The sequence below is a fragment of the Agaribacillus sp. DX54 genome (assembly GCF_056858335.1).
Window position 1 is genome coordinate 1 of record NZ_JBXEQE010000010.1, and the last position, 21,741, is coordinate 21,741.

Below are 21,741 nucleotides of genomic sequence, written 5' to 3' on the forward strand. Positions count from 1 at the left end.
ATCCCTTTGGGTTGCAGATAGCACAGAATGCTTATCAGAGGGAAGGAGCGACCGATCAGAACTACAAGTACCAAGGTCAAGAAAGGCAGTTTGATCTTGATTTAGACTGGGATATGTTTAGGTTCCGAACCCATGATCCAGCTATTGCAAGATTCCTACAGGTTGATCCGCTTTCTGACGATTATGTTTATAACAGCCCTTATGCTTTTGCAGAAAATAAACTAGGACTTGGTACTGAACTTGAAGGAGCCGAGTTGAATTTATTTCCTTGGCTAGCAGCAGATGCTGTTGTAAATCCTAGTGGAGTTGGAGCTCATTCATTGGGGATATTAAAAGGACTTGAGAATAATGTGACGGGTTTAATAGATGCTGTTACGCATCCTATTGAGACGGCGAAAGGTTTGGGTAATTTGGCGTTATTAGGAGCTTCGCAAGGTAATGCGGCCACTTCTTTGGCAATAGATAATGCTCTTGGTACGAACTCTTTTGAAACGGGCGCAGCACTTGGAAATGCCATAGAACAAGGAGTCGATAACCTGATTAGCGGAGATGGACTCGAGCGTGGTGAAGTGATTGGAGAAATAGCAGGGGCTGTTATTGGTGCAAAAGGTACGACGGCTGCTACAAAGGCTGTTTCCACAGCTATAAAAGCTAATAAAACAGTTAAGGTATTTCGAGTTTTTGGAGGTGATGCTAAAGCCAAAGGTTTTTCTTTTACTCCAGATAATCCAAAAAGTGTAGCTAATTTTAGAGATGCAGCAGGTCTACCATCCGGAGGAGCAAGTGGAGTTACTAATACAGGTCGCTTTGTTATTGAGGGGACGGTTAAAAATAAGCATATTATCAAAAGGAAGTTAGCAGATCCACTAGACGGTAATGCTGGAAAAGGGGTTCGTGAATTTATCATAGACCCTGAGAATGTGAAAATACAGAGAGTTTCAGGAGTAAACCCAGAGTTTTAGTTATGGAGTACAAAAAGTATTATTTATCATCTTTAGATAGTTATCAATTTACGGAAATACGTGAACTTGAAGTTTTAAGAGAAATTGTCATAGAACCTAAATCTAAAGAGGCGTGGTTAGTTAAAGTAAATCCTTCTGTAATTGGGCAAAACTTTGGGTTAGGAGGTGAGGATATTAATTATTTGATTTTGACACCAAGACATAAAGGTGAAAACATGCACCCTCTTCCAAAATTTCCGTGTTTCGTACATATCGCTCGCATATTATCTAATCATTTGCCTCCTGTTACAGAAACAACAATGAGATCAAAAGAATTAGAAACAATTGGATGGGGGGAGATTTATAAAAGACGCCCCTCTCATTCTCCAGACTTACAGGAGCCATATTTGTTTGGTTAAATACGAAGGTGTTTTAAAAAAAACAACAATATAAGGCAAAAAGCCTGGTCTCATTGGCCAGGTTTTTTTCATTGAATAGCCTTAAGCTTTACATTATTGATCATTGCATCGAGGGCGTAGAGGATGCAAGCTTTATCTTTTTCGGGGAACCTGGCAATGTCATTTAATCGCCTGAGCATGGAAGGGTCTTTTAAAAGCTCGCGCTCTTCGGTTACCCCCAAAAGGTATCCTACGGTGGTATCCAACACCTCAGCCAGTTTTTTAACCACATCAATAGTGGGTTTTACTTCATCCCTTTCATACTTTCCAATAATGGAATGATAAGCGTCAATTTGCTTGGCGAGTTCGGCCTGAGAAAACCCTTTTTCTTCTCTGCATTCTCTTAATTTTTTACCAAAGGATGTCATGTGTTGTAATATTTATGGTACAAAAAACCTTTTTTCACAGAAATTTCACATGAGGGAAAAATGTTATCTTGCGAAATTGCTTCCACCTGTTACAAGTTCATTTAAATGCGGGGCTGGTGAAATGAATTAAAAAAACTTTAAAAATGATTAAATTAGTTGCGTTAAGCAATTATAACGAAACAAGTTTATGAATTACACAGATAGAATAGTTATAGACCCGGGGATCATGTTAGGCAAGCCGGTGATAAAAGGCACCAGGATTACAGTTGAGTTGATACTAAGAAAGTTGTCCGAAGGGCTGTCTATTGAGCAGGTAATTAAGGCTTATCCCCAATTATCAAAAGAAGATATATATGCGGCCTTGACATTTGCTTCTGATTTAATAGCTAATGAGGAGGTGATCATACCCAAAGCCTCGTGATCCTGGCAGACGAGAACATTGATGCTCATATTATCGATTATCTTCGCTCGAAGGGTAAAGAAGTATATTCGGTGAGAGAAAATCATCCAGGCATTGCGGACGAGCAAGTAATAGCGTTATCCAAAGACCCACCCAGGATTATTTTAACAGAGGACAAGGATTTTGGGGAATGGGTTTATGCCCATAATGAAAAGCACATCAGTGTTATTTTGTTACGTTATCAATACCAGGATAGAAGTTTAATACTAAATCATTTACTAATGTTAATGGAGAGTCGTAATGAGGATTTATACAGTAAATTTACGACGATAACCGCTAAAAAAATACGCATTCGTTCGCTGAAATGACGCAAGCGATCCCGCTAAGCTAGCCGTCCTTTTTCCATATCACGCAGGTAAAGCGGTGTGGCTGCATTCCAGGCTTTGCGCTGTCAGCCGCGCCACGCCCTTGCTTTTTGCCTACTCTTCTGCCGGCTACTCACCGACAGGCTTCCTTCGGGATGCGGAATGTTGACCTTTTTCTTTTTCAATTGAAAACCAACTGCAAGAAAAATGTTATCTTGCTGTCAGGTGCTATGAGCTCACCGAACGTTCTTTTACAGGTTGTGCGCGTCAGCGTCTGCCCGGGCTAAAAACTCCGTGTAGGTTTAGTAGAAACGTTCTTTGATGATTTTAAGATAACCCATACCAAGTCTCCTATTATCTCAGCGGATGATTATTACCCGTTTGGGTTGCAGATTGCGCAGAATGCTTATCAGAGGGAGAGTGGTGTTGATCAACGGTACAAGTATAATGGTAAGGAACTGCAGCCGGAGCTTGGTTTAAACTGGCATGATTACGGGGCGAGGATGTATGATGCGGCCAATGGAATGATAAGCGTCAATTTGCTTAGCAAGTTCGGCTTGAGAAAATCCCTTTTCTTCTCTGCATTCTCTTGATTTTTCGCCAAAGGATGTCATGTGTTGCAATATTTATGACACAAAAAACCTTTTTCGAGAGAATATTTGCAAAAATACGGGTATAGAGTAAATGATTCCTTTTCATGACACCCAAACTTGGTTTATTGAATACTAACCGTTTGGTAAGCTGCTTTTGATATGGTTTTATCTGCCCTTGCCTTTTTAGTCTAAATATTTTTGGTGGTACCATACCCATTTTAAAACCAAAAAATCTAAAAAAATTGCTATCTTTGAATAGTACAAAGTGAAAAAATGAGGTCATGGACATACAAGCAGAAAAATACTCGCTCATAGAATATATCACCCAGATAAAGGACATTCGATTGATAGAAAAGCTTAAGCAGTTTGTTGAAGCAACGGAAAATGATTTTTGGAACGATCTTACCGAGGATCAGAGGCAAGAACTTAAGCAAGGGATGAAGGAGCTGGACAATGGCCAGAAACATGATTATGAAAAAGTAATGTCCAAACACAGAAAATGAGTAAGAAAGTAGTATTATCCTCTACTGCGAAAGAAAAGCTATCGGATTTATTGGAATATTTGGAAGACAATTAGTCAGCAAGAGTTAAAAATGATTTTATCAAAAAGCTGGACAGAAGTATTGCGAAAATATCTCTTTACCCTCAAAGCTGCCCCGAATCAATGAAGGTCAGGGGCTTGTATAAATGTGTAGTAACCAAACAGGCGAGCTTATTTTATAGAATTACGCCAGAAGAAATAGAGGTGGTGACTTTGTTTGATACACGCCAAGATCCCGATAAACTAAAAAAATAATTGCAAGCTATTCAAGCCCCATGTACCCATGGCTGTGAATAGATAATGATTATATAACCAACGGCTCAAAATCAATCCACTTTTCAAATAGTTATATAACAAAGCCTTATGTAAAATAGCTTTAGTCCGTGGGAAAGGTTAGCGTGGTCCTCAGGAACTTGGTTTAGCTTTTCTTTTTCAATAGAAAACCAACTGAAAGAAAAATGTTATCTTGTTACCACGTGCTATAAAGGCACTGAAAGTTCTTATACAAGCTGTGCCGGTAGCTTTGGTGAAGCTAAAAAACCCGAGTAGGTTTAATAGAAACGTTCTTTGATGATTTTAAGGTAACGCATACCAAAAGCCCGATCATCAGTGCTGATGACTATTATCCGTTCGGGCTGGCTATCCAGCAGAATAGTTATCAGAGAGAAAGTGCTGTAAGTCAAGACTATAAGTTCAATGGTGTTGAACTAAACGATGTAACTGGTAATTATGAAATGGTTTTCAGGGGTTATGACCCTGCTTTGGGTAGGTTCATGCAAGTTGATCCTTTGACGGGTTTAATTCCGGGTATTAACTCGTATAATTTTAGTTTTAATAACCCAATAGACTTTGTCGATCTATTAGGGTTAATGGGTGAAGGAAAGGAAGAAAGAAAAAGACGTAGGGCGCAGCGAAAAGAAGAAAGGAGAGCAAAAAAAGCACAAAGACAACAAAGGAAGGGTGAACGTAAAGGAGAAATAGTTGATCAGTTCGGCGGGACAAGAGGAAGTTCCGATTAAAAGCTCGCGTTCTTCGGTCTCCCCCAAGAGATACCCCACGGTAGTATCCAACACATCAGCTGGTTTTTTAACCACGTCAATAGCGGGCTTTACTTCATCCCTTTCATACTTTCCAATAATGGAATGATAAGCGTCAATTTGCTTAGCAAGTTCGGCCTGAGAAAATCCCTTTTCTTCTCTGCACTTTGATCTGTCTGCCATTTTCAATGGACAGCTAAGATAAACTCCGCGTATTCGCTAAAAAAGGCAAAAATGTTTATCTTAGCGAAGCAGTATTAATCATGAAAGATCAGTTAATTACCATATCGCCAGACATATTAGGGGGAACGCCTGTATTTTATGGTACCCGGGTTCCGGTTAAAAACCTGTTTGATTACCTGAAAGCAGGGGAAAGCATAGAAGATTTTTTGAAGGACTTTCCTTCGGTATCCAGGGAGCATGCCCTGAAAGTTTTATCCATAGCTGAGTCGATTTTAACCATAACTGCACCTGGAACCGGTAATGAAACTGCTGCTTGACGAAAACCTTCCCATCCGTTTAAAATACCGTTTTTCTTCTTCTGTTAGTGTAGGTACAGTAACCGATGAAGGTTGGGGTTCCTTGAAGGATAAGGAATTACTGGCCACTATGTCCTCCCGGGGTTATACTATTTTGGTCACTGCTGACAGGCATTTACCTTATCAACAGAACCTGGATAACTTTGATGTGGTGGTAATGGTTTTGTTAAGCAGTGATAACCGCTACCAGACACTGGTGAATTATGTTCCAGCAATAGAAAGCCATTTACCGCCGCAAATTAAGCGGGGCGTTATTGAAATAAGCCTTCCACAATAATCTTGTACTTTTAAAGCCACCAACGTTTATCCGCGCCCGCCTGCGCTGAGTGCTTTCTTTTTTCTGTTTTTTCTTTTAAAATATGTTGTTCAACCTTTTAAAATCAATCCATTATGTATTACATCAGCAGGTACAAAGACTGCTCGGCCATCCACAACGACGACAACGGTCATAGCCGCAAACTTACCGATCAGGAAGTAGCCAGGGCTAAACAGGAGTTCCCCGTCCTGAAAGACCTATGAAGTTGCAAAAGCAGTAAATAAATCTGGTGATCTAACCAAATCTGAAGTTCGCAAAATACAAAATGTAGTAGATGAAGCCGGTAGACCATTGGAGGTAGTTGGATCAGCAGCTAAGGGAAGCAGACGAAATCCAGGATCTAAATTACCTATTGGTAAAGAAAAAGGGACTAAAAGTAATATTGATTTTTTAGTTCCCCCCAGTAGTCTCGATAATTTCACAGATTTAGTAAATAAGTTGCCTGAAATTATCCTGCACCTCGTCCCAGTCAGAGAGCCGTTCGGGGTTTTGGTTGGATTTTTCAATACGTTGGTTTACGATGGTTTTATGTTCTTCGGGGATTTCTATTTTCTGGGACACCTCAATACCCAATTGCCTGATAAGCTCCATAAAGAAGTCAAACTTATTGTCTGGTATTTTAAGGGTTATTTCTTTCATATTTAATGCTATTTAAAAGGCCTTGCAATTTGTTTTTGATGATAGAAGAATCAAGAAAAACATAAATCATCTTTCTGTTTTCCCAACTCCTTTATAAGACTTTCTGAGTTCATCGTAATCCACTTCAGGGTATTTAAATCTACCATTTCATACAAAAATAGTCAATTAAAGTGCATATAGCAAAGCCATCAGTGTATGGCTAGAATGCATGATCTTATATCCGGGATTAAAGGCTGATGATAATTTAAGAGTTATATAACGCAGCCTTATGTAAAATAGCTTTAGTCCGTGGGAAAGGTTAGCGTGGTCCTCAGGAACTTGGTTTAGCTTTTCTTTTTCAATAGAAAACCAACTGAAAGAAAAATGTTATCTTGCCTGAAGGTGCTATTGCAGCACAGGATGTTCTTTTATAAGCTGTGCCCGGCAGGTATTGGAAACCTTAATGTCAATATTTTACGGTACCAGAGTTACGGTTAAAAACCTGTTTGGTGGCAAGGACTTCCTATCTGTGACTATCTCACATTATTATTTCCTACTCAACAATTCTTTTGTTTCGTTGTTATACAATAACTATATTTGGCCGTCGTTTAAACAAGGTCAATAAGTATTGATTACCTAGAACCCAGGTTTAATCCGGAGTTTATTTTATAGTGGGGAGATAAACTCTTGCTTTGTTGACATGTAACAATTCCAGTTCTTTTCAAATTTTCAAAATTTATTTTATGATACAATTTCTTTTGAAGCAAAAACTTGTTTTGCTGCTTGCATGTTTCCCACTTTTACATAGCACTGTTGCCTTTGCGCAGCAGAAGTTTACTTTGAATGGTTATATAAAAGATGCTGCCAATGGGGAAGCCCTGATCGGCGCTACCGTCTATGTAACCGAAATTGCAGGAGGCACCACCACCAATGTTTATGGTTTTTATTCAATTACGTTACCACCGGGTGACTACTCCCTCGAGTACCGCTTTGTTGGCTATGAATCCCTGGCAAAAAGTATATCGCTCAATGCCAATGTGCGCGAAGACGTAGAGCTAAGGTCTGACAGTAAACAGCTTGAGGAGATTGTAGTAACCGAGGAAGCGGATGATGCCAACATTTCAAGTGTGGAGATGAGCACAAACAAGCTGGATATCCAGACTATTAAAAAGTTACCGGCCTTTTTAGGTGAAGTAGATGTGTTGAAAAGCATACAGTTGCTGCCCGGTGTAAGTACAGTGGGAGAGGGGGCCGCCGGTTTTAATGTCAGGGGTGGAAATATTGGCCAGAACCTGGTGCTCCTGGATGAAGCCCCGGTCTATAATTCCTCGCACCTGCTTGGGTTTTTCTCCGTGTTTAATCCCGATGCAGTAAAAGACACGAAACTGTATAAGGGCGCTATTCCGGCGCAATTCGGAGGAAGGCTGGCCTCCCTGCTGGATGTCAGGATGAAGGAAGGCAACAGTAAACGCTTTTCAGCTTCAGGAGGTATCGGCACCGTTTTTAGTCGCCTGGCCCTCGAAGCGCCTATTGTGCAGGATAAATCATCGTTTATCCTGGCAGCCAGGAGGTCTTACATCGATGTACTCGCCAGGCCCTTTCTGGAAGATGATGCCTCTTTGAACTTTTATGATGTCACCTTCAAAACAAATTATGACCTGAATGAAAACAACAGGCTGTACCTGTCAGGCTATCTGGGAAGGGACAATTTTTCCTTTGATGCTGAACAGGGCATCAACTGGGGAAGCCAAACAGCCACACTAAGATGGAACCATTTGTTTAATGACCGGTTGTTTTCCAATTTTTCTGCCGTTTACAGCAATTATGATTATGAGCTGCAGTTCGGGGACGATGAGCTCGACAAGTTTACCTGGCAATCAAATGTGCAGAATTATATTTTGAAATCCGACCTCACCTACTTTATCAACAATTTCAATGAGGTGAATTTTGGCGCCCAGTTTATCTATTACAATTTTAAGCCGGCCGAGGCATTGGGAGTAAGTAACGGCGATGCGGTTGATATTAGTATTGAGGATAAGTATAACCTGGAGTCAGCGGTTTACATTGGCAATAAGCAGGAAATTAACCCACAGCTCTCCCTCGAGTATGGCCTGAGATTCTCAACGTTTCATTACTTTGGACCTGGCACCATCTACAATTATGACGAGGCGCCGCCAGGGCAGAGAAGACAACCCGTAAGCCCGCAGGTTTTTGACAGCGGTGAAGTGGTGGAGTCTTTTAACAACCTGGAGCCGCGATTTTCTTTTAAATACCAACTCAATACCACCAGCTCTGTCAAAGGTAGTTACAACCGGATGGTGCAATATATTCACCTGATTTCAAACACGACTGCCAGCAATCCGCTGGACGTTTGGGTGCCATCATCCAATAACCTGGAGCCGCAGCTTGGCGACCAATTTACGCTGGGTTATTTCAGGAATTTCAAAAACAATACCTATGAGGCCTCGGCCGAAGTTTATTACAGAAACACTCAAAACCAGGTTGAATACATCGATGGGGCGGATTTGCTTTTGAATGAGTTTTTGGAAGGTGATCTGTTAAGTGGCGATGGCAGGGCCTACGGACTGGAACTGTACCTGAAAAAGAACAAAGGAAAATTTAACGGCTGGATGAGCTACACACTGGGAAGGACAGAACTACAGGTAGAGGGTATCAATGAAGGCGAATGGTATCCCACTCGTTTTGACCAAACCCACAACCTGAAGCTCGTTGGTTTTTATGAGCTTACAGAAAGATTGTCTTTTTCCGCCAATTTTACCTACACTACCGGAACTCCGGTAACTTTTCCCACCTCGGGTTTTGTTATTCAGGATATGCTGATCCCCCATAACAATGACAACTCCCGGAATAATGTAAGGCTGCCTGATTTTCATCGGCTCGATCTGGGGCTGAGGTATGATATGAGACGGGTAAGACGTGGCAAAGAGCGGAGGAATAAAGACTATCTTACCATCTCATTATACAATGTTTATGCCCGGCGTAATGCCTTTTCGATTTATTTTTCGCAAAGCAATGAAAGGAATAATCCTAATCAGCCGTGGACAGGCAGCGCTACAAGGCTTGCCGTAATTGGTAGTATTATACCGGCGATATCGTATAATTTTCAGTTCTGATCTTGGGGTAATTAAATTAAAATGAAAATGACAATTAAAATGACAATGAAAAGAGGCGTTGGAATGAAGGTTGGGGTGATATTTTTGATGGTTTTGAGTGGTGTGTGGATGGGTTGTGAGGATGAAATCGATGTGGATTTGAGAGAGGGTGAACCGCTGCTGGTAGTGGATGCCTGGATCAATGATAAGCCTGAAGATCAGGTAATTTTACTTTCGGTGACGCAGTCTTACTTTGCGAGGGAAGATGCACCGCAGATTACAGGAGCCTCGGTAAGTATCAGGGACAATGCTGGCACCATTTACACTTTTACCGAACGTGGTAATGGTGAGTATGTCTGGTCACCTACTGTTGATACGCCCACATTCGGGCAAATAGGTAATGATTATACCCTAACCGTAGAAACCGGTGGGGATATCTATCAGGCTGTTTCCAGGATGAATCGTGTGCCTGTCATAGATAGTGTTACCTTTACCTTCGAGGAAGAAACAATCTTCCAACCCGATGCATACATTGCGGAGTTCTGGGCGAGGGACTTCGAAGGACCGGGTGATGCTTACTGGATCAGAGCCTACAAAAACGGTGAGCTCCTCAATTTACCCGGTGATATCAATATTGCCTTTGATGCCGGTTTTTCTGAGGGTGATTTTGATGGGGTGACTTTCCTGCCGCCTATACGGGCGGGTATCAATCCTGATGACGAAAATGAGGATGGCGATGAACTGTCACCTTACTGGCCGGGCGATTCGGTATTTGTCGAGATCCATTCAATTACTTCTGTTGCTTTTGATTTTCTCAACGAGGTATCCATACAAACCAATCGTCCTGGTGGTTTTGCCGAACTCTTTGCCGATCCATTGGCCAATGTGCCTGCTAACCTTACTCATACCAACGGAGATAAGGGTGTTGTAGGCTTCTTTAATGTGGCTGCTGTGCAGGGAAACGGAAAGAGGCTGGAATAATGGTGAAACGGTGGTAGGGGAATAAGCTGCTCAGGGTGTTGGCCGGGTGCAAAAAATAAAATCTTGAGTCTTGAAACCTTTTATTACAAATCATGTATATACATACATGCTTAAACCCCTAAAATAAAGTGCCATGACTTACAAAGAAAAAGCACAAGACATCTACAACCAGATCCTGCAAGGGAATTTATTGGGCGCTTTTGACCAATATTATGACGAAAACGTAGTAATGACCGAACCCATGGGAACCAGGGAAGGCAAAGAAGCCTGCCGTGCCCATGAAGAACAATTTCTAAACTCTGTACAGGAGTTTCACGGCATGGAAGTGAAAAAACTGGCCTCTGATGAGGATAATGGCATTGTATTTCTGGAAGTCTCCATGGACGCTACCTTCAAAGACGGCAACCGTGTCAATATGGAACAGGTGGCTGTCCAGCAGTGGAAAGATGACAAAATTGTGCACGAAAGGTTTTATTACCAGAACGCTTAGCAAATCCGGGGCTTCCGGTCCGGGCTACTCGATCGGAACCTGTTTTTCAAATGATGTCTCAAAAGATATCACCGTATCGGTGCTGATAACGCCTGAAATCAGGTGAATCTTATTATAAAGCACCTCTCTCAGTTTATTATTATCCCGGGCGAAAATTCGGATGATCAACGTATATTCACCCGTTATATTCGAGCAACTGATGACTTCCGGGATTTTCTCCAGCTCCCTGATGACAGGTTTCACATTTTTAGGATTATTCAGTTTAATGGTGGTGTAGGCTTCGGTCGAAAAGCCCAGCTTTTTTGCATCGAGTATAAACGCGGGAAATTTCAGAATCCCCAGTTGCCTGAGCCGGTTAACTTTCTTATGTACCAGTGTATTGGAAACCCCGATTTCTTTTGCCAGTTGAGAATAGGCTATGCGTGCATTGGTAATCAATTTTTTGATAATGGTTTTATCGATGGTGTCAATTTTTTCCATATGACCTGAATTAAAACATACTCAATGTCAAACTTCTTTATTTTTTATTCTTAAAAAGCAAAATTGACATTATTAATGAGGAAATCATAATTTTAGGCTTGTAATTTGATTTAAATAGGGTTAAATTAATTTAATTTGTAGTGAGGCCGTACTCGTCGATGGCCTTGACTTTTGGTAACTTTCATGGGATAAGTATCAAAGGTACCCCACTGGCTGATATAGTATTTGAATAGGTCAAATAGATATCCCAGATTAATATTTGAACAACAAACCTGTCTATGGCACTGTAGGTAACTTCAGTGCTTTTTTATTATTTTTTTTGTTTTTATTATAAAAACTGTCATTTCAATCTTTTTCTTTCAAAAATTTACTATTTTAGGTAGGGAGGTTAAAAGCATTGCAACAAACCCATGTTGAATAAATCCATTTGGAAATTCCTGACAGCGCTTTCTGTTGTCTCGCTAATAGTTTTTTGCACCACAGCACAGGACATCATTTTAACCGGTAAAGTACTTGACGAAGTTACCAATGAACCGGTGCCTTTTTGTAATGTTCTGACTTCAGCAATAGATAAAGGCACTTTTACCAATGAAGAAGGAGAATTTCTGCTGAAAGTGGATTCACTCCCCGTCAATCTGATCATCTCCAACATAGCCTACAAGCCAAAAACCGTCCAGATCCTGTCACAAGGCAGGCTGATCTTTCACTTAGAACCGGCGTCGACGGTGCTTCAGGAAATTGTCATTAAAGACAAAAAGATGGACAAGTTCGCCATTGAATTGGTGAAAGGTGCCCTGGACAGGACCATAAGGTCTTCCGTTAAACCTCACTTTGGAAAGGCTTTTTACAGACAAAAATCCCAAAATGACAGCGCATACGTAGAATTGATGGAGATCTTCTACGATGTAAAATTCAACAGCAATGGCATTCTGGACTGGGAGGTGCAGGAAGGCCGATACGCCCAGCGGGAGGATCAGTTGCTGAACAGAAACTTTACCCTGCTATCGAGAATATTCCCGGTAATTCAGCCATTGACTACGGATCTTTATTTGCCTTTACTCAAGGATACCGAGACAATCTTTGATCTATATTTATCAGATATCATTGAAGTGGATGACCATAAAATCGGTATCGTTACCTTTACACCCAAAGAGGGTATCAGCAGGCCCTGTTTCACCGGTGACTTGTATATCGATATCGATACACACGATGTTTTAAAGGTAGACGGCAGTTTCCGGGACGATCACTTACCAATCATCCGGCTCACGGATAAAAAGGGTAGCTTTAAAAACCTCAACATAAAATATGAAACGGCATTTAAGCGTGATTCCCTTGACAACATACTGCTGGACTATGTGAAATTTGATCAGAAATTTGACTATTACATAGATGGGGTTTTCATGTATCCGGTGCATTCACAATCTTTTTTGACTTTTTATGAATATTACAAACCGTTACGGAAAAACAAAAAGCTCGGGGGCAGGCTGAAGTATAAAAACAACGACAGGGATATTCTTGACCTGGTAGGCTATGACCCCAGGTTTTGGCAGGATAATCCTATTGTTAAAAGAACTCCTGTAGAGGAAGCGGTTATTAATTCTTTTGAAAAGGATGAGGCATTTGGCACCATTTATCTGAATAGTCTTGAACAAATAGCCCTGAATGAAACAGATATTGGCAATGAGCTTTTTTTGCAGAACATGTTACTAAAAGTAAAAAATTATCAGTACAACAGTCCGGTCGAAAAAGTTTATCTTCATTTTGACAAACCATATTATGCCTCAGGCCAAAAAATGTGGTTTGCCGCTTACGCTGTGCATGCAAATGGCTTGTACCTTTCAGGCATAAACAGGGTGTTGCACGTTGATTTTCTGGGACCAAGAGGAAAATCTATAGAAACGCAGAAAATCGAACTTTCGCAGGGGCTGGCCACCGGACAGCTTGTAATCCCTAAAGACCTCCCTTCCGGCACCTATCTGATCCGGGCTTATACCCAATGGATGAGAAATCACCCGAGAGACTTTTATTTCAACAAAAAAATAAACATTTATAATGCCCGGGAGGAGCTTAGTGCGCAGTCAAAACCGGAAAACAATACTGTACTACCGGATCCTGAAATCGATCTTCAGTTTTTTCCTGAAGGAGGGCATGCCGTATATGGAATCACTTCCCAGATTGCCTTCAAGGCCATTGGCAAAGATGGCAAGGCAAGGGCCATAGAAGGAACCATCATCGACGAAACCGGAAAGGCACTCACTTTTTTCAAAAGTGCTTACAAAGGTATGGGGTTATTTTACCTGAAACCTGAAAAAGGCCACCGTTACCAGGCCTTACTTAAGGGCTCGGCAATCACCTACGACCTGCCCGTTCCCCTGGACAGTGGATATACCTTGCTGGTCAAAAACAACCATCAAAAAAGCATCAAGGTCAGGGTCCAGGCCAGCCCCGAACTTCACCAGGCGCCGTTTTACCTGGTGGGACAATCCAGAAACAATGTTTATTTCCGCCAGAAATACCATATGGAGAACGGTATGGTTAACCTGGAGATCCCTAAAAATCAATTGCCCTCCGGTATTTTTACCCTCACCCTGTTTGATATTGATAAAAAACCCAGGGCCGAAAGGGTGGTTTTTGTTAATACGGAATCAGAGTTTAACGTTGATTTTCAATTGGAAAAGATACCGATGAAAGGGCAGGATGAGGTCCGGATGAGGATATTTACCCAGGATGAGGAAGGTAGGCCGGTGAAGGCCAATATCTCGTTGGCAGTGACAGATGCCGGCCAGGTTTTGCGGGACAAAAATCAAAGTCATTTATTGAGCCAGTTATTGCTTGAGTCCGATCTGAAAGGTTTTATTGAAAATCCGGGCTATTTTTTTGTCGATCCCAGCAAATCGAAGCGGTATTCCCTGGATCTGGTGATGATGACACACGGCTGGCGGAAATTTCCATGGCTGGAGGTGTTAAAAAAGGGGGCACTTTCCAATTACTGGGCACCTGAAAAAGGTATTAGCATTAAAGGGGCGATCAGTGACCCTTATACGAAGGAACCGATGGTGGATCATGAAGTGGTACTGCTGAGTATTAATGAAAATTCCAATTTCTCGGCGGTGTCCAGGACCGATAATTTTGGAATATTTTCTGTTGAAGGGTTGCTATTTAATATGTACGACAACCTGATTTTTAAAGTCGTGGATGAAAGGGGCAGGGTAGTGCCGGCCCATGTGGTTTGGGAACAGGAGAAGAGGCCTTTGAGCAATTTTAACGGTGGCAGGGTTTATGCTGATAAAGAAGTGAAAAGCGTTCTTGGCAACGAATTAATCAGGCAACAAAATGATGATGTCATTAACGCGGAATATCTGCTTGAGGAGGTGACGGTGCAAGGTAGCAGAATTAATGACAATAGTTCGGGGCTGACCAATGCAGTTGTCATAAGCCCGGAAAAGATCAGTCATGCGTATACAAATGTTCTCAGGATGATTGCCGACAATGTTCCGGGCATAAGGGCCATTGGTACCGGTGCTAATACCGCGCTTAGCATCGACGGAAGGGGAACGCCCCTTGTGATTGTCAATGGCCTGGAGTTAAACGGTGCTACTTCCGGCAGGCCTGCCAATGTAGCCGGTAACCAGGCCACCGGCAGGTTAAATGACAATGTTGGCTTATCTGTTGACAATATCAATGGCCCGATAAGTATCGGTGAGTTGGTGGGATGGATTAAACCTGCTGATGTTGAAAGTATTGAAGTGCTGAAGCGGTTCAATGCCGCCGCCTATGGATCAAAAGGCAGGAATGGTGTTATTATCATTAACACAAAAGATAACAAAGAAGGAAAAAGACCCAAATTACGGGATCGCAATGTGGTATACATCCAGGAAAAGGGATTTGAGCCGGTCAAAACATTTTATCAACCTAAATACGTTGTGAAAGATTCCCCGAAAAGGGCTGTAAAACATTCCGCCCTGATTTACTGGCTACCCTCCATTACCACCGACAAAAACGGAAATGCCGATGTCTCTTTTTACCTGCCCGCCGAGACATCCATGCAGGTTGTCGTTGAAGGCATTTCCCAAAACGGAAAACCCGGAGTGGCGTTTGAGGTTATCAAAGATTAAACCTTGCCACAAACCATTCTTTCATACGTCTTGAATGCGTACGTTATCGTAGCACCAAGACACAAAGAGACACAGAGGGGTTCGCCAATAAATAAAAATACAAGCACATTCTTATCCCAGTAGTGCGAGCGGACGTGGGGGTTGCACATCGTATAACAAAAGAAACGAAAGAAGCTGGCGCTTGTTTAGCGGAGTGGAGTGCGCCGGCTTTCATTATTTTTGAAAAAAACGTTGTGCAACCCCCACTTAAGATGGGTTTACTTTTTAATTATTAATTGACAGGAGGGTAAATAAATGATCAGGTGTATCATTAATTGAAGACCAAAACCAATCGAACAAACATTTAAATCATTTAAGACATGAAAAAGCAACCATCTGTCAATTATGTATTTCGCTGCTTAACATACTTTTTGATTTATGGAGTTTTTCTAATACTGCTTGCCGCATGCGACGATGATGATAGTCCCGGCAGTAATGATAGCTTGTCGCTTGGTACGGAACAGTCGGAGGCGGTGGTCATGGATTACGTAAAGATCAATGCCCATTTACAGGCCGCCAGAAATATGGGTTCGGGAATCATGCCATTTGAGGGCGGAAACGGGCTGAATGGCAGGGCTTTCAGACAAGGGTTAACAAACCTGGAAAATGCCAGAAACTTGACCGATTCGCTGTGGTTTGAATCCTGTGCCGCCGTTGACATATCTTTGAACGGTGGCACGATAGCGATTACTATTGATCACGGTGAAACCGGATGTGAGGAACATGGAAACCTCTTGAAAGGGAAGATTTCCGAAACATTTACGTTCACCGGTGATTCGTTGGTGCAGGAGACCGTTTATGATTTCTTTTCTTTTAATGATGTAAGCATCGATGGCACCAGGTCCGCCAGTTTTGCCCTGAACACATTGAATTCGGAGCGCTTTGTCGTTAGCTGGTCCGAGAACCTGCAAGTCTCCTGGGACGATGGAAGATCCTACTCCCTGGAGACAGATATGACCAGTAGCTTGGACGGTGAGGAAATAGTTTTAACAGGGTTTACCGACCTGTCTTCTTCCAATGGTGACCGTTATCAGGTTACTATTAACGAGGCCTTAATTTATACTTTGGCTTGCATAGAAGAGGGAATTTATGCACCTGTGGAAGGGGTGGAGACACTTGTTGTTAACAATGATTCGGTAAACAATGATTCAATGGTCATCGACTACGGCCATGGCGATTGCGACTACCTCGTAGAGATTATACAAAATGGTGAAACGACCGTCATGGACATCAGTGAGGCGTACAAAGATATTGCTTTCGCTTTTGGTTTTAATTTTCGGGGGGCATGATCACGACGATCATGCCGGTGATTGTATCGAACGGAGCGGTGTTGGCTGAAGTGAATGTGAGTGTTAAGCTTGCCGTTACGATCAAAGGAGCAGGTGCCGTGTATTACAAAGGTAATCCCGGGATTACAAGTGATGTGGGATTGGTTGGCAAATTGATAAATGCCAATTAAGGGTTAATTGTAAGTTGACTTAGTCGATAATCTCTTTTATGCTTTTGTTTAAGTAGCGAAAGTTACAAACCATATGTTTGTAATGAATCCAGCCCCGGCACAGTGCCGGGGTTTTTTTATACCATTGTCACAAAAGGTTTCGCACAGGAATAAACTTTTTTATTTTATTTTTCTTATACTTTTACGGAGCTTTTATACTTGACCCACATGCGGGCTGACTCAGACAGGAATTAGTGGCATGTGATTTTTCAGAAAAACAAATGATTCAAACCACTGGATTAGCATACGCATACAACGCCCACACTGCCTTCAGGTTTCCGGACATTGACCTGCCCGACTTTGAAAACCTCATAATTTTAGGGGAATCCGGTATTGGAAAAACCACCCTCTTGCATTTGCTGGCAGGGTTGTTAACCCCGGAATCCGGACAAATTATTATCAACAACAAAGAAATCACACGCCTTAATCCGCGTGAATTAGACCATTTTCGCGGTAACAATGTGGGTTTTGTTTTCCAAAGATCCTATTTTGTCCGCTCCCTCTCACTGATTGAAAACCTGCTGCTCCTGCAATATCTGGCGGGGATCAAGGCTGACCGGAAAAAAATAGACCAGGTACTGGACAGCCTTGGAATAAAAGACAAGGGCCATCGTAAAACCTATCACCTCAGCCAGGGCGAACAGCAGCGAGCTTCCATTGCGCTGGCCGTCATCAACGACCCTAAAGTAATCCTGGCCGACGAACCAACCTCCAGTCTGGATGATAAAAACTGCCACGCAGTAGCCACCTTGCTAAAATCCCGCGCTAAAGAAACGGGAGCTAATCTGGTGGTCATTACACACGATCAACGACTGAAGTCTGAATTTAAAAACTATCTCCAGCTATGAATTTGTTTAAACTAACCTGGAAAAACCTGTTGGCCAGGCCCCTATCGACCCTGTTAAGCCTTATTTTAATCATGCTGGGTGTGGGGTTGATCACCTTTGTCCTTCAGATGAAGCAGGATTTTGAAAGCCAGATGGACAAAAATATTAAAGGAATCGATATGGTAGTAGGGGCCAAGGGCAGCCCACTGCAACTTATTCTTTCAGCAGTATTCCACATCGATGCCCCAACAGGAAACATCAAATTGGCAGAGGCTGAAAAACTTCGTAAAAACCGCTTTGTAAAATCAGCCATACCTTTATCGTATGGTGATAGTTACAACGGCTATAGGATTGTCGGTACGGATACAACCTATGACCGATTGTACAATGCCGGTTTAAAGACAGGTGACCTCAGGAAAGCTAACTTCGAAGCCAACCTGGGTAGCGAGGTTGCCGAAAACCTGAAATTAAAGATAGGAGACAAATTTTCCGGCGCTCATGGCCTCGTAGAAGGTGGAGAAGCCCATGACGATACGCAATATATAGTGGTGGGTATTTTTGAAACGACCAATACCGTGTTGGATCAGCTAATTCTGACAAACCTGCAAAGTGTTTGGGAGGTGCACAATCATAAAAAAGTCGATTCCCATGAAGAAACATCGGAAGACCACCCGGATCATAAACTTCCTGACCTGGAAATCACAGCCCTGTTGATAAAGTTTCGCAGCCCTATGGGAGTGGTGCAATTGCCCAGGTGGGTCAATACACAGACCAACATGCAGGCCGCTGTGCCGTCTTATGAGTTGAAAAGACTGATCAATCTGATGGGTGTCGGTATCGACACTATCAATAGCGTGGCAGTAGTCATAATGATTGTCGCTGGAATAAGTGTTTTTATCAGTCTTTTCAATAGTTTAAAAGAAAGACAACCCGAGCTCGCCCTGATGCGGTCTTATGGAGCCTCAAGAAATCAGCTTGCTGTCACTATTTTACTGGAGGGCTTGTTTATTACTTTTTCCGGCTATCTATTGGGTTTACTACTAAGTAAAGCAGGCCTCACAGTCATCGTCCGCTTTTTTCCCCAGGGCTTGACCTTGCAATCTCTCCCCTTGTCCTTCACCATGCCTGAATTTTATCTGTTAGTCATTATGCTGTCCATCGGCCTCCTCGCCTCATTGATCCCTGTGCTTCAAGCCATCAGGCTCAACATCTCCCGTACCCTTTCAAAATTTTAGGTTTCTGAACACCCATGCTACCCATATCCTGTCCCTCCGAAACATAAAAGATTATGCTCACACCCACACTCACCCTCAAACTCAAACTTTATTTATTGGGTGTTTTTGATTATCTTCATGACAGTATGAGGAATGGTTTTTATTTTACTTTTTTAACTATCATTTAAACAATAGTAAATCATGCATTTTGGAATTAAAAAAATCAATGTAAATCAAATTGCTTTTTTGATGGCAATGACCATGTTGTCGGCCTGTACTACCCAAACAAACTCCGGTGAATCTGAAAATGCTGCTTCAGCAGGAGATAATGATCAGATCAGGAAAAATGCGATGGCTATTCACGACAGGGTACTTACCATTGATACCCATGCCGATACACCGTTAAGGATGATACAGCCGGGATTTGACATGGGCGAAAGACATGACCCCAACGAAACCGGTTCCAAAGTCGATTATCCGAGAATGATCGAAGGAGGCCTGGATGGTATCTTTTTCGCTGCCTTTGTTGCCCAGGGTGCCAGAGATGATGCAGGCAACGTAGGCGCCAAGACATTATGCCTGCAAATGATTGACTCCATTGTAGCCTCTACCGAAAAATACAGTGACCTTGCCGGGTTGGCCCTGACGCCCGATGATGCCTACAGGTTGGAAAAGGAAGGTAAAAGGGCTATATATATAGGCATAGAAAATGGATACCCCATCGGAGGCGACGTATCGAATGTGGAAGTATATTTTAACAAGGGGGTGAGGTATATTACCCTGGTGCATTCATCCAACAATGATTTAGCGGATTCCGCTACCGATGAAAAGGGACATGAGCACGGCGGAATCAGCGAGTTAGGCATGCGTGTGGTACGCGAAATGAATCGTTTAGGTATTATGGTGGACATTTCCCATGGTAACGACAGCGTTTTTTACGATGCTATAAAAATATCGCAGGCCCCTATTATTGCTTCACATTCCAATGCCAGGAGCGTGACAGACAGCCCCAGAAATATGACCGATGAGATGTTGAAATTAATGGCTGAAAATGGTGGGGTAGTACAGTTGACCATGTTGAGTAGTTACCTGATGGATATACCCGAAAATACTGAACGCGATGCGGCAATAGCGGCGCTTCGTGAAAAATACCCTGATATGGCTGCACTGACTGCTGAGGAAAGACAAAAAGTCAGAAAAGAATTTCAGGCGATCAATGAAAAATACCCGGAACCCTTAGCCAATGTGGAACATGTGGCTGACCATATCGACCATATTGCAAAAGTAGCAGGAATCGACCATGTCGGCATCGGTTGTGATTTTGACGGAGGAGGAGGAATCGAGGGGGTATTTGATGTTAGTGAGGTGAAGAACATAACGATAGAACTGGTAGAACGCGGGTATACCGAAGAAGAAATCAGGAAAATTTGGGGAGGTAACATCATGAGGGTGTTCAGGGAAGTGCAGACCACCGCGGAAAAAATTCAATCGGGTGAACTGGCCGCTAATTAAAAGGTTATTGTTGCTGTTTCTGGCCGGTGCCTTGCCAGTTGATTTACCCCTAAAGGCCCATCCGTTAAGACTTTCTTTGTGCGAAATTGAATACACTTCTGACAAAAAACTGCTGAAAGTTAATTTAAAGCTTTTTTTGACAGATGTGAATGAGGCCCTGGTTTTTGACCCTTATAGCAAAGAACTGGCTTTTTGCAAGCCCAATGAAAGCCCCCGCGCTGAGACTTTATTAGTAAATTACCTGAACCAATATTTTTATATTAAAATCAATGGAAAAAAGCTGCCCCTTGAAATCAGGCATAAAAAACTCAGTGGGGAGGGCGACAATACGGCTTTATGGTTATTTTTCCAATACGAACAGGTTGGGCCCATCAATGAACTCGAAATCCGTGATGATGTTTTTACGGATTTGTTTTTTGACCAGTCAAACTTAGTTTATCTGCATATCGATGGAGAGCCCAGGAGCCTTATGCTCAATAAAAAATCACCAGTACATACCTTAATCTTTTAAAATGTTACCGTTTCATTTTTACTTAAAACTCGGTTTTGAACACATATCAAATTTGGCAGGCTACGATCACATTATGTTTTTGGTAGCGTTGTGTGCCGTTTACAATGTAAGCCAATGGCGCCATGTATTAATTTTAGTTACAGCCTTTACCATCGGGCATTCGGTCACGTTATCGTTGGCCACATTTGATATTTTGACTATTCCGTCGGCCATCATAAAATTTCTGATTCCTGTCACCATTTTTCTTACCGCCTTAAACAATGTAGTCTCCCCTCCACCGGATACCACCAGTCCTAAAATCCGGAGGAATTATTTTATGGCCCTTTTTTTCGGATTTATCCATGGAATGGATTTTTCGAATTATTTTAAAGCACTGATTGGTGAATTCGGAAGCATTTTTCAACCGCTTCTGGCCTTTAATCTTGGTATAGAATTAGGACAAATATTAGTGGTGATCGGTATATTTATACTAGCTTTTGTAGCCTTGACCCTGCTGAGGTTTAAACCCAGGGAGTGGAATTTATTCATTTCAGGAGCGGCGGCTGGTATGTCACTGATTTCAATGATTGAAAACAGATTTTGGTAATTTTTTATGGGGAAAGGATGAGTAATAATTCGTTGAGAGCAAAATCGGGTTTTTCCCATGTGATGGTGTTGTTACGGTTATTTGGCGGGGATATCCAGCCGTGCTGGCTGGTGTTGGGGACAGCATCTTTGGCAGCATTGGTATCTTGATTGATCATTATGGCTTTTAACAGACACATCAAACGATGGTTCCTGTTGCT

Annotated in this window: 25 protein-coding genes and 1 pseudogene; 21 read left to right on the plus strand and 5 right to left on the minus strand. The window is 42.2% G+C overall.

Annotated features, from left to right (window positions below; translation table 11 throughout):
- Together AC04NP_RS12715 and AC04NP_RS12720 are read left to right on the plus strand one after the other, a co-directional pair.
- The coding region (locus AC04NP_RS12715) for an RHS repeat-associated core domain-containing protein (protein ID WP_482860136.1) at window positions 1-962 on the plus strand (962 nt) is incomplete at its 5' end.
- Window positions 963-964: 2 nt separating this feature from the next.
- A complete protein-coding gene (locus AC04NP_RS12720) occupies window positions 965-1,360 on the plus strand; it encodes a hypothetical protein (RefSeq protein WP_482860137.1) in 396 nt (131 codons plus the stop codon).
- A gap of 68 nt (window positions 1,361-1,428) precedes the next feature.
- Here the strand turns inward: AC04NP_RS12720 and AC04NP_RS12725 are convergent, their stop codons facing one another.
- Entirely contained in the window at window positions 1,429-1,767 is a 339-nt protein-coding gene (locus tag AC04NP_RS12725; protein ID WP_482860138.1) for a helix-turn-helix domain-containing protein, read from the minus strand.
- A gap of 187 nt (window positions 1,768-1,954) precedes the next feature.
- Here AC04NP_RS12725 and AC04NP_RS12730 point away from each other — a divergent pair, with 187 nt between their 5' ends.
- The 5 genes and pseudogenes from AC04NP_RS12730 to AC04NP_RS12750 form a co-directional block, all read left to right on the plus strand.
- Window positions 1,955-2,188 (plus strand): DUF433 domain-containing protein, encoded by a 234-nt coding sequence (locus AC04NP_RS12730; RefSeq protein ID WP_482860139.1) that lies wholly within the window; start codon window positions 1,955-1,957, stop codon window positions 2,186-2,188.
- A complete protein-coding gene (locus tag AC04NP_RS12735; protein WP_482860140.1) occupies window positions 2,185-2,535 on the plus strand; it encodes a DUF5615 family PIN-like protein in 351 nt (116 codons plus the stop codon). The genes AC04NP_RS12730 and AC04NP_RS12735 overlap by 4 nt, the downstream gene beginning before the upstream one ends.
- 383 nt (window positions 2,536-2,918) lie before the next feature.
- A complete protein-coding gene (locus AC04NP_RS12740) occupies window positions 2,919-3,125 on the plus strand; it encodes a hypothetical protein (protein WP_482860141.1) in 207 nt (68 codons plus the stop codon).
- A 281-nt stretch (window positions 3,126-3,406) separates the two neighbouring features.
- Entirely contained in the window at window positions 3,407-3,628 is a 222-nt protein-coding gene (locus AC04NP_RS12745; RefSeq protein ID WP_482860142.1) for a hypothetical protein, read from the plus strand.
- Window positions 3,629-4,271: 643 nt separating this feature from the next.
- Window positions 4,272-4,523: pseudogene (locus AC04NP_RS12750) on the plus strand (RHS repeat-associated core domain-containing protein); the annotation flags it as partial.
- Window positions 4,524-4,532: 9 nt separating this feature from the next.
- On the opposite strand, the gene AC04NP_RS12755 reads toward AC04NP_RS12750, so the two are convergent.
- Window positions 4,533-4,886, minus strand: coding sequence for a helix-turn-helix domain-containing protein (locus AC04NP_RS12755; protein WP_482860143.1), 354 nt, complete (start codon window positions 4,884-4,886; stop codon window positions 4,533-4,535).
- A gap of 80 nt (window positions 4,887-4,966) precedes the next feature.
- Here AC04NP_RS12755 and AC04NP_RS12760 point away from each other — a divergent pair, with 80 nt between their 5' ends.
- The 3 genes from AC04NP_RS12760 to AC04NP_RS12770 all read left to right on the plus strand — a co-directional run bounded on the left by AC04NP_RS12760 (window position 4,967) and on the right by AC04NP_RS12770 (window position 5,761).
- Window positions 4,967-5,203 (plus strand): DUF433 domain-containing protein, encoded by a 237-nt coding sequence (locus tag AC04NP_RS12760; protein WP_482860144.1) that lies wholly within the window; start codon window positions 4,967-4,969, stop codon window positions 5,201-5,203.
- Entirely contained in the window at window positions 5,187-5,519 is a 333-nt protein-coding gene (locus AC04NP_RS12765; RefSeq protein ID WP_482860145.1) for a DUF5615 family PIN-like protein, read from the plus strand. The genes AC04NP_RS12760 and AC04NP_RS12765 overlap by 17 nt, the downstream gene beginning before the upstream one ends.
- 113 nt (window positions 5,520-5,632) lie before the next feature.
- Complete coding sequence (locus tag AC04NP_RS12770; protein WP_482860146.1) at window positions 5,633-5,761, plus strand: hypothetical protein; 129 nt, start codon at window positions 5,633-5,635, stop codon at window positions 5,759-5,761.
- Window positions 5,762-5,984: 223 nt separating this feature from the next.
- On the opposite strand, the gene AC04NP_RS12775 is transcribed toward AC04NP_RS12770, so the two are convergent.
- Window positions 5,985-6,197 (minus strand): addiction module protein, encoded by a 213-nt coding sequence (locus AC04NP_RS12775; protein WP_482860147.1) that lies wholly within the window; start codon window positions 6,195-6,197, stop codon window positions 5,985-5,987.
- Between the two features lie 722 nt (window positions 6,198-6,919).
- Here AC04NP_RS12775 and AC04NP_RS12780 point away from each other — a divergent pair.
- The 3 genes from AC04NP_RS12780 to AC04NP_RS12790 all read left to right on the plus strand — a co-directional run bounded on the left by AC04NP_RS12780 (window position 6,920) and on the right by AC04NP_RS12790 (window position 10,760).
- A complete protein-coding gene (locus AC04NP_RS12780) occupies window positions 6,920-9,310 on the plus strand; it encodes a TonB-dependent receptor (RefSeq protein WP_482860148.1) in 2,391 nt (796 codons plus the stop codon).
- 39 nt (window positions 9,311-9,349) lie between these two features.
- On the plus strand, window positions 9,350-10,270 hold the full coding sequence (locus AC04NP_RS12785; RefSeq protein WP_482860149.1) for a DUF4249 domain-containing protein: 921 nt from the start codon (window positions 9,350-9,352) through the stop codon (window positions 10,268-10,270).
- 133 nt (window positions 10,271-10,403) lie between these two features.
- The gene (locus AC04NP_RS12790) at window positions 10,404-10,760 is read left to right on the plus strand and encodes a nuclear transport factor 2 family protein (protein WP_482860150.1); all 357 of its coding nucleotides are present in this window, start codon (window positions 10,404-10,406) and stop codon (window positions 10,758-10,760) included.
- A 24-nt stretch (window positions 10,761-10,784) separates the two neighbouring features.
- Here the strand turns inward: AC04NP_RS12790 and AC04NP_RS12795 are convergent, their stop codons facing one another.
- A complete protein-coding gene (locus tag AC04NP_RS12795) occupies window positions 10,785-11,240 on the minus strand; it encodes an Lrp/AsnC family transcriptional regulator (RefSeq protein ID WP_482860151.1) in 456 nt (151 codons plus the stop codon).
- 410 nt (window positions 11,241-11,650) lie between these two features.
- On the opposite strand from AC04NP_RS12795, the gene AC04NP_RS12800 reads away from it, so the two are divergent.
- The 8 genes from AC04NP_RS12800 to AC04NP_RS12835 all read left to right on the plus strand — a co-directional run bounded on the left by AC04NP_RS12800 (window position 11,651) and on the right by AC04NP_RS12835 (window position 21,542).
- Window positions 11,651-15,355 carry a carboxypeptidase-like regulatory domain-containing protein gene (locus tag AC04NP_RS12800; protein ID WP_482860152.1) on the plus strand — a complete coding sequence of 1,235 codons (3,705 nt, stop codon included), beginning with the start codon at window positions 11,651-11,653 and terminating at the stop codon, window positions 15,353-15,355.
- 359 nt (window positions 15,356-15,714) lie between these two features.
- Window positions 15,715-16,683, plus strand: a complete 969-nt coding sequence (locus AC04NP_RS12805) for a hypothetical protein (protein ID WP_482860153.1) — start codon at window positions 15,715-15,717, stop codon at window positions 16,681-16,683.
- Window positions 16,680-16,853, plus strand: coding sequence for a hypothetical protein (locus AC04NP_RS12810; protein WP_482860154.1), 174 nt, complete (start codon window positions 16,680-16,682; stop codon window positions 16,851-16,853). The genes AC04NP_RS12805 and AC04NP_RS12810 overlap by 4 nt, the downstream gene beginning before the upstream one ends.
- 260 nt (window positions 16,854-17,113) lie before the next feature.
- Window positions 17,114-17,740 carry an ATP-binding cassette domain-containing protein gene (locus AC04NP_RS12815; protein WP_482860155.1) on the plus strand — a complete coding sequence of 209 codons (627 nt, stop codon included), beginning with the start codon at window positions 17,114-17,116 and terminating at the stop codon, window positions 17,738-17,740.
- The gene (locus AC04NP_RS12820; protein ID WP_482860156.1) at window positions 17,737-18,954 is read left to right on the plus strand and encodes an ABC transporter permease; all 1,218 of its coding nucleotides are present in this window, start codon (window positions 17,737-17,739) and stop codon (window positions 18,952-18,954) included. Before AC04NP_RS12815 ends, AC04NP_RS12820 begins: the two co-directional genes overlap by 4 nt.
- Window positions 18,955-19,134: 180 nt before the next feature.
- Window positions 19,135-20,445, plus strand: a complete 1,311-nt coding sequence (locus AC04NP_RS12825) for a dipeptidase (protein ID WP_482860157.1) — start codon at window positions 19,135-19,137, stop codon at window positions 20,443-20,445.
- The gene (locus AC04NP_RS12830; RefSeq protein WP_482860158.1) at window positions 20,426-20,956 is read left to right on the plus strand and encodes a DUF6702 family protein; all 531 of its coding nucleotides are present in this window, start codon (window positions 20,426-20,428) and stop codon (window positions 20,954-20,956) included. Before AC04NP_RS12825 ends, AC04NP_RS12830 begins: the two co-directional genes overlap by 20 nt.
- A gap of 1 nt (window position 20,957) precedes the next feature.
- The gene (locus tag AC04NP_RS12835) at window positions 20,958-21,542 is read left to right on the plus strand and encodes a HupE/UreJ family protein (protein WP_482860159.1); all 585 of its coding nucleotides are present in this window, start codon (window positions 20,958-20,960) and stop codon (window positions 21,540-21,542) included.
- A gap of 4 nt (window positions 21,543-21,546) precedes the next feature.
- On the opposite strand, the gene AC04NP_RS12840 is transcribed toward AC04NP_RS12835, so the two are convergent.
- Window positions 21,547-21,699 carry a hypothetical protein gene (locus AC04NP_RS12840; protein WP_482860160.1) on the minus strand — a complete coding sequence of 51 codons (153 nt, stop codon included), beginning with the start codon at window positions 21,697-21,699 and terminating at the stop codon, window positions 21,547-21,549.
- Between the last annotated feature and the right edge of the window lie 42 nt (window positions 21,700-21,741).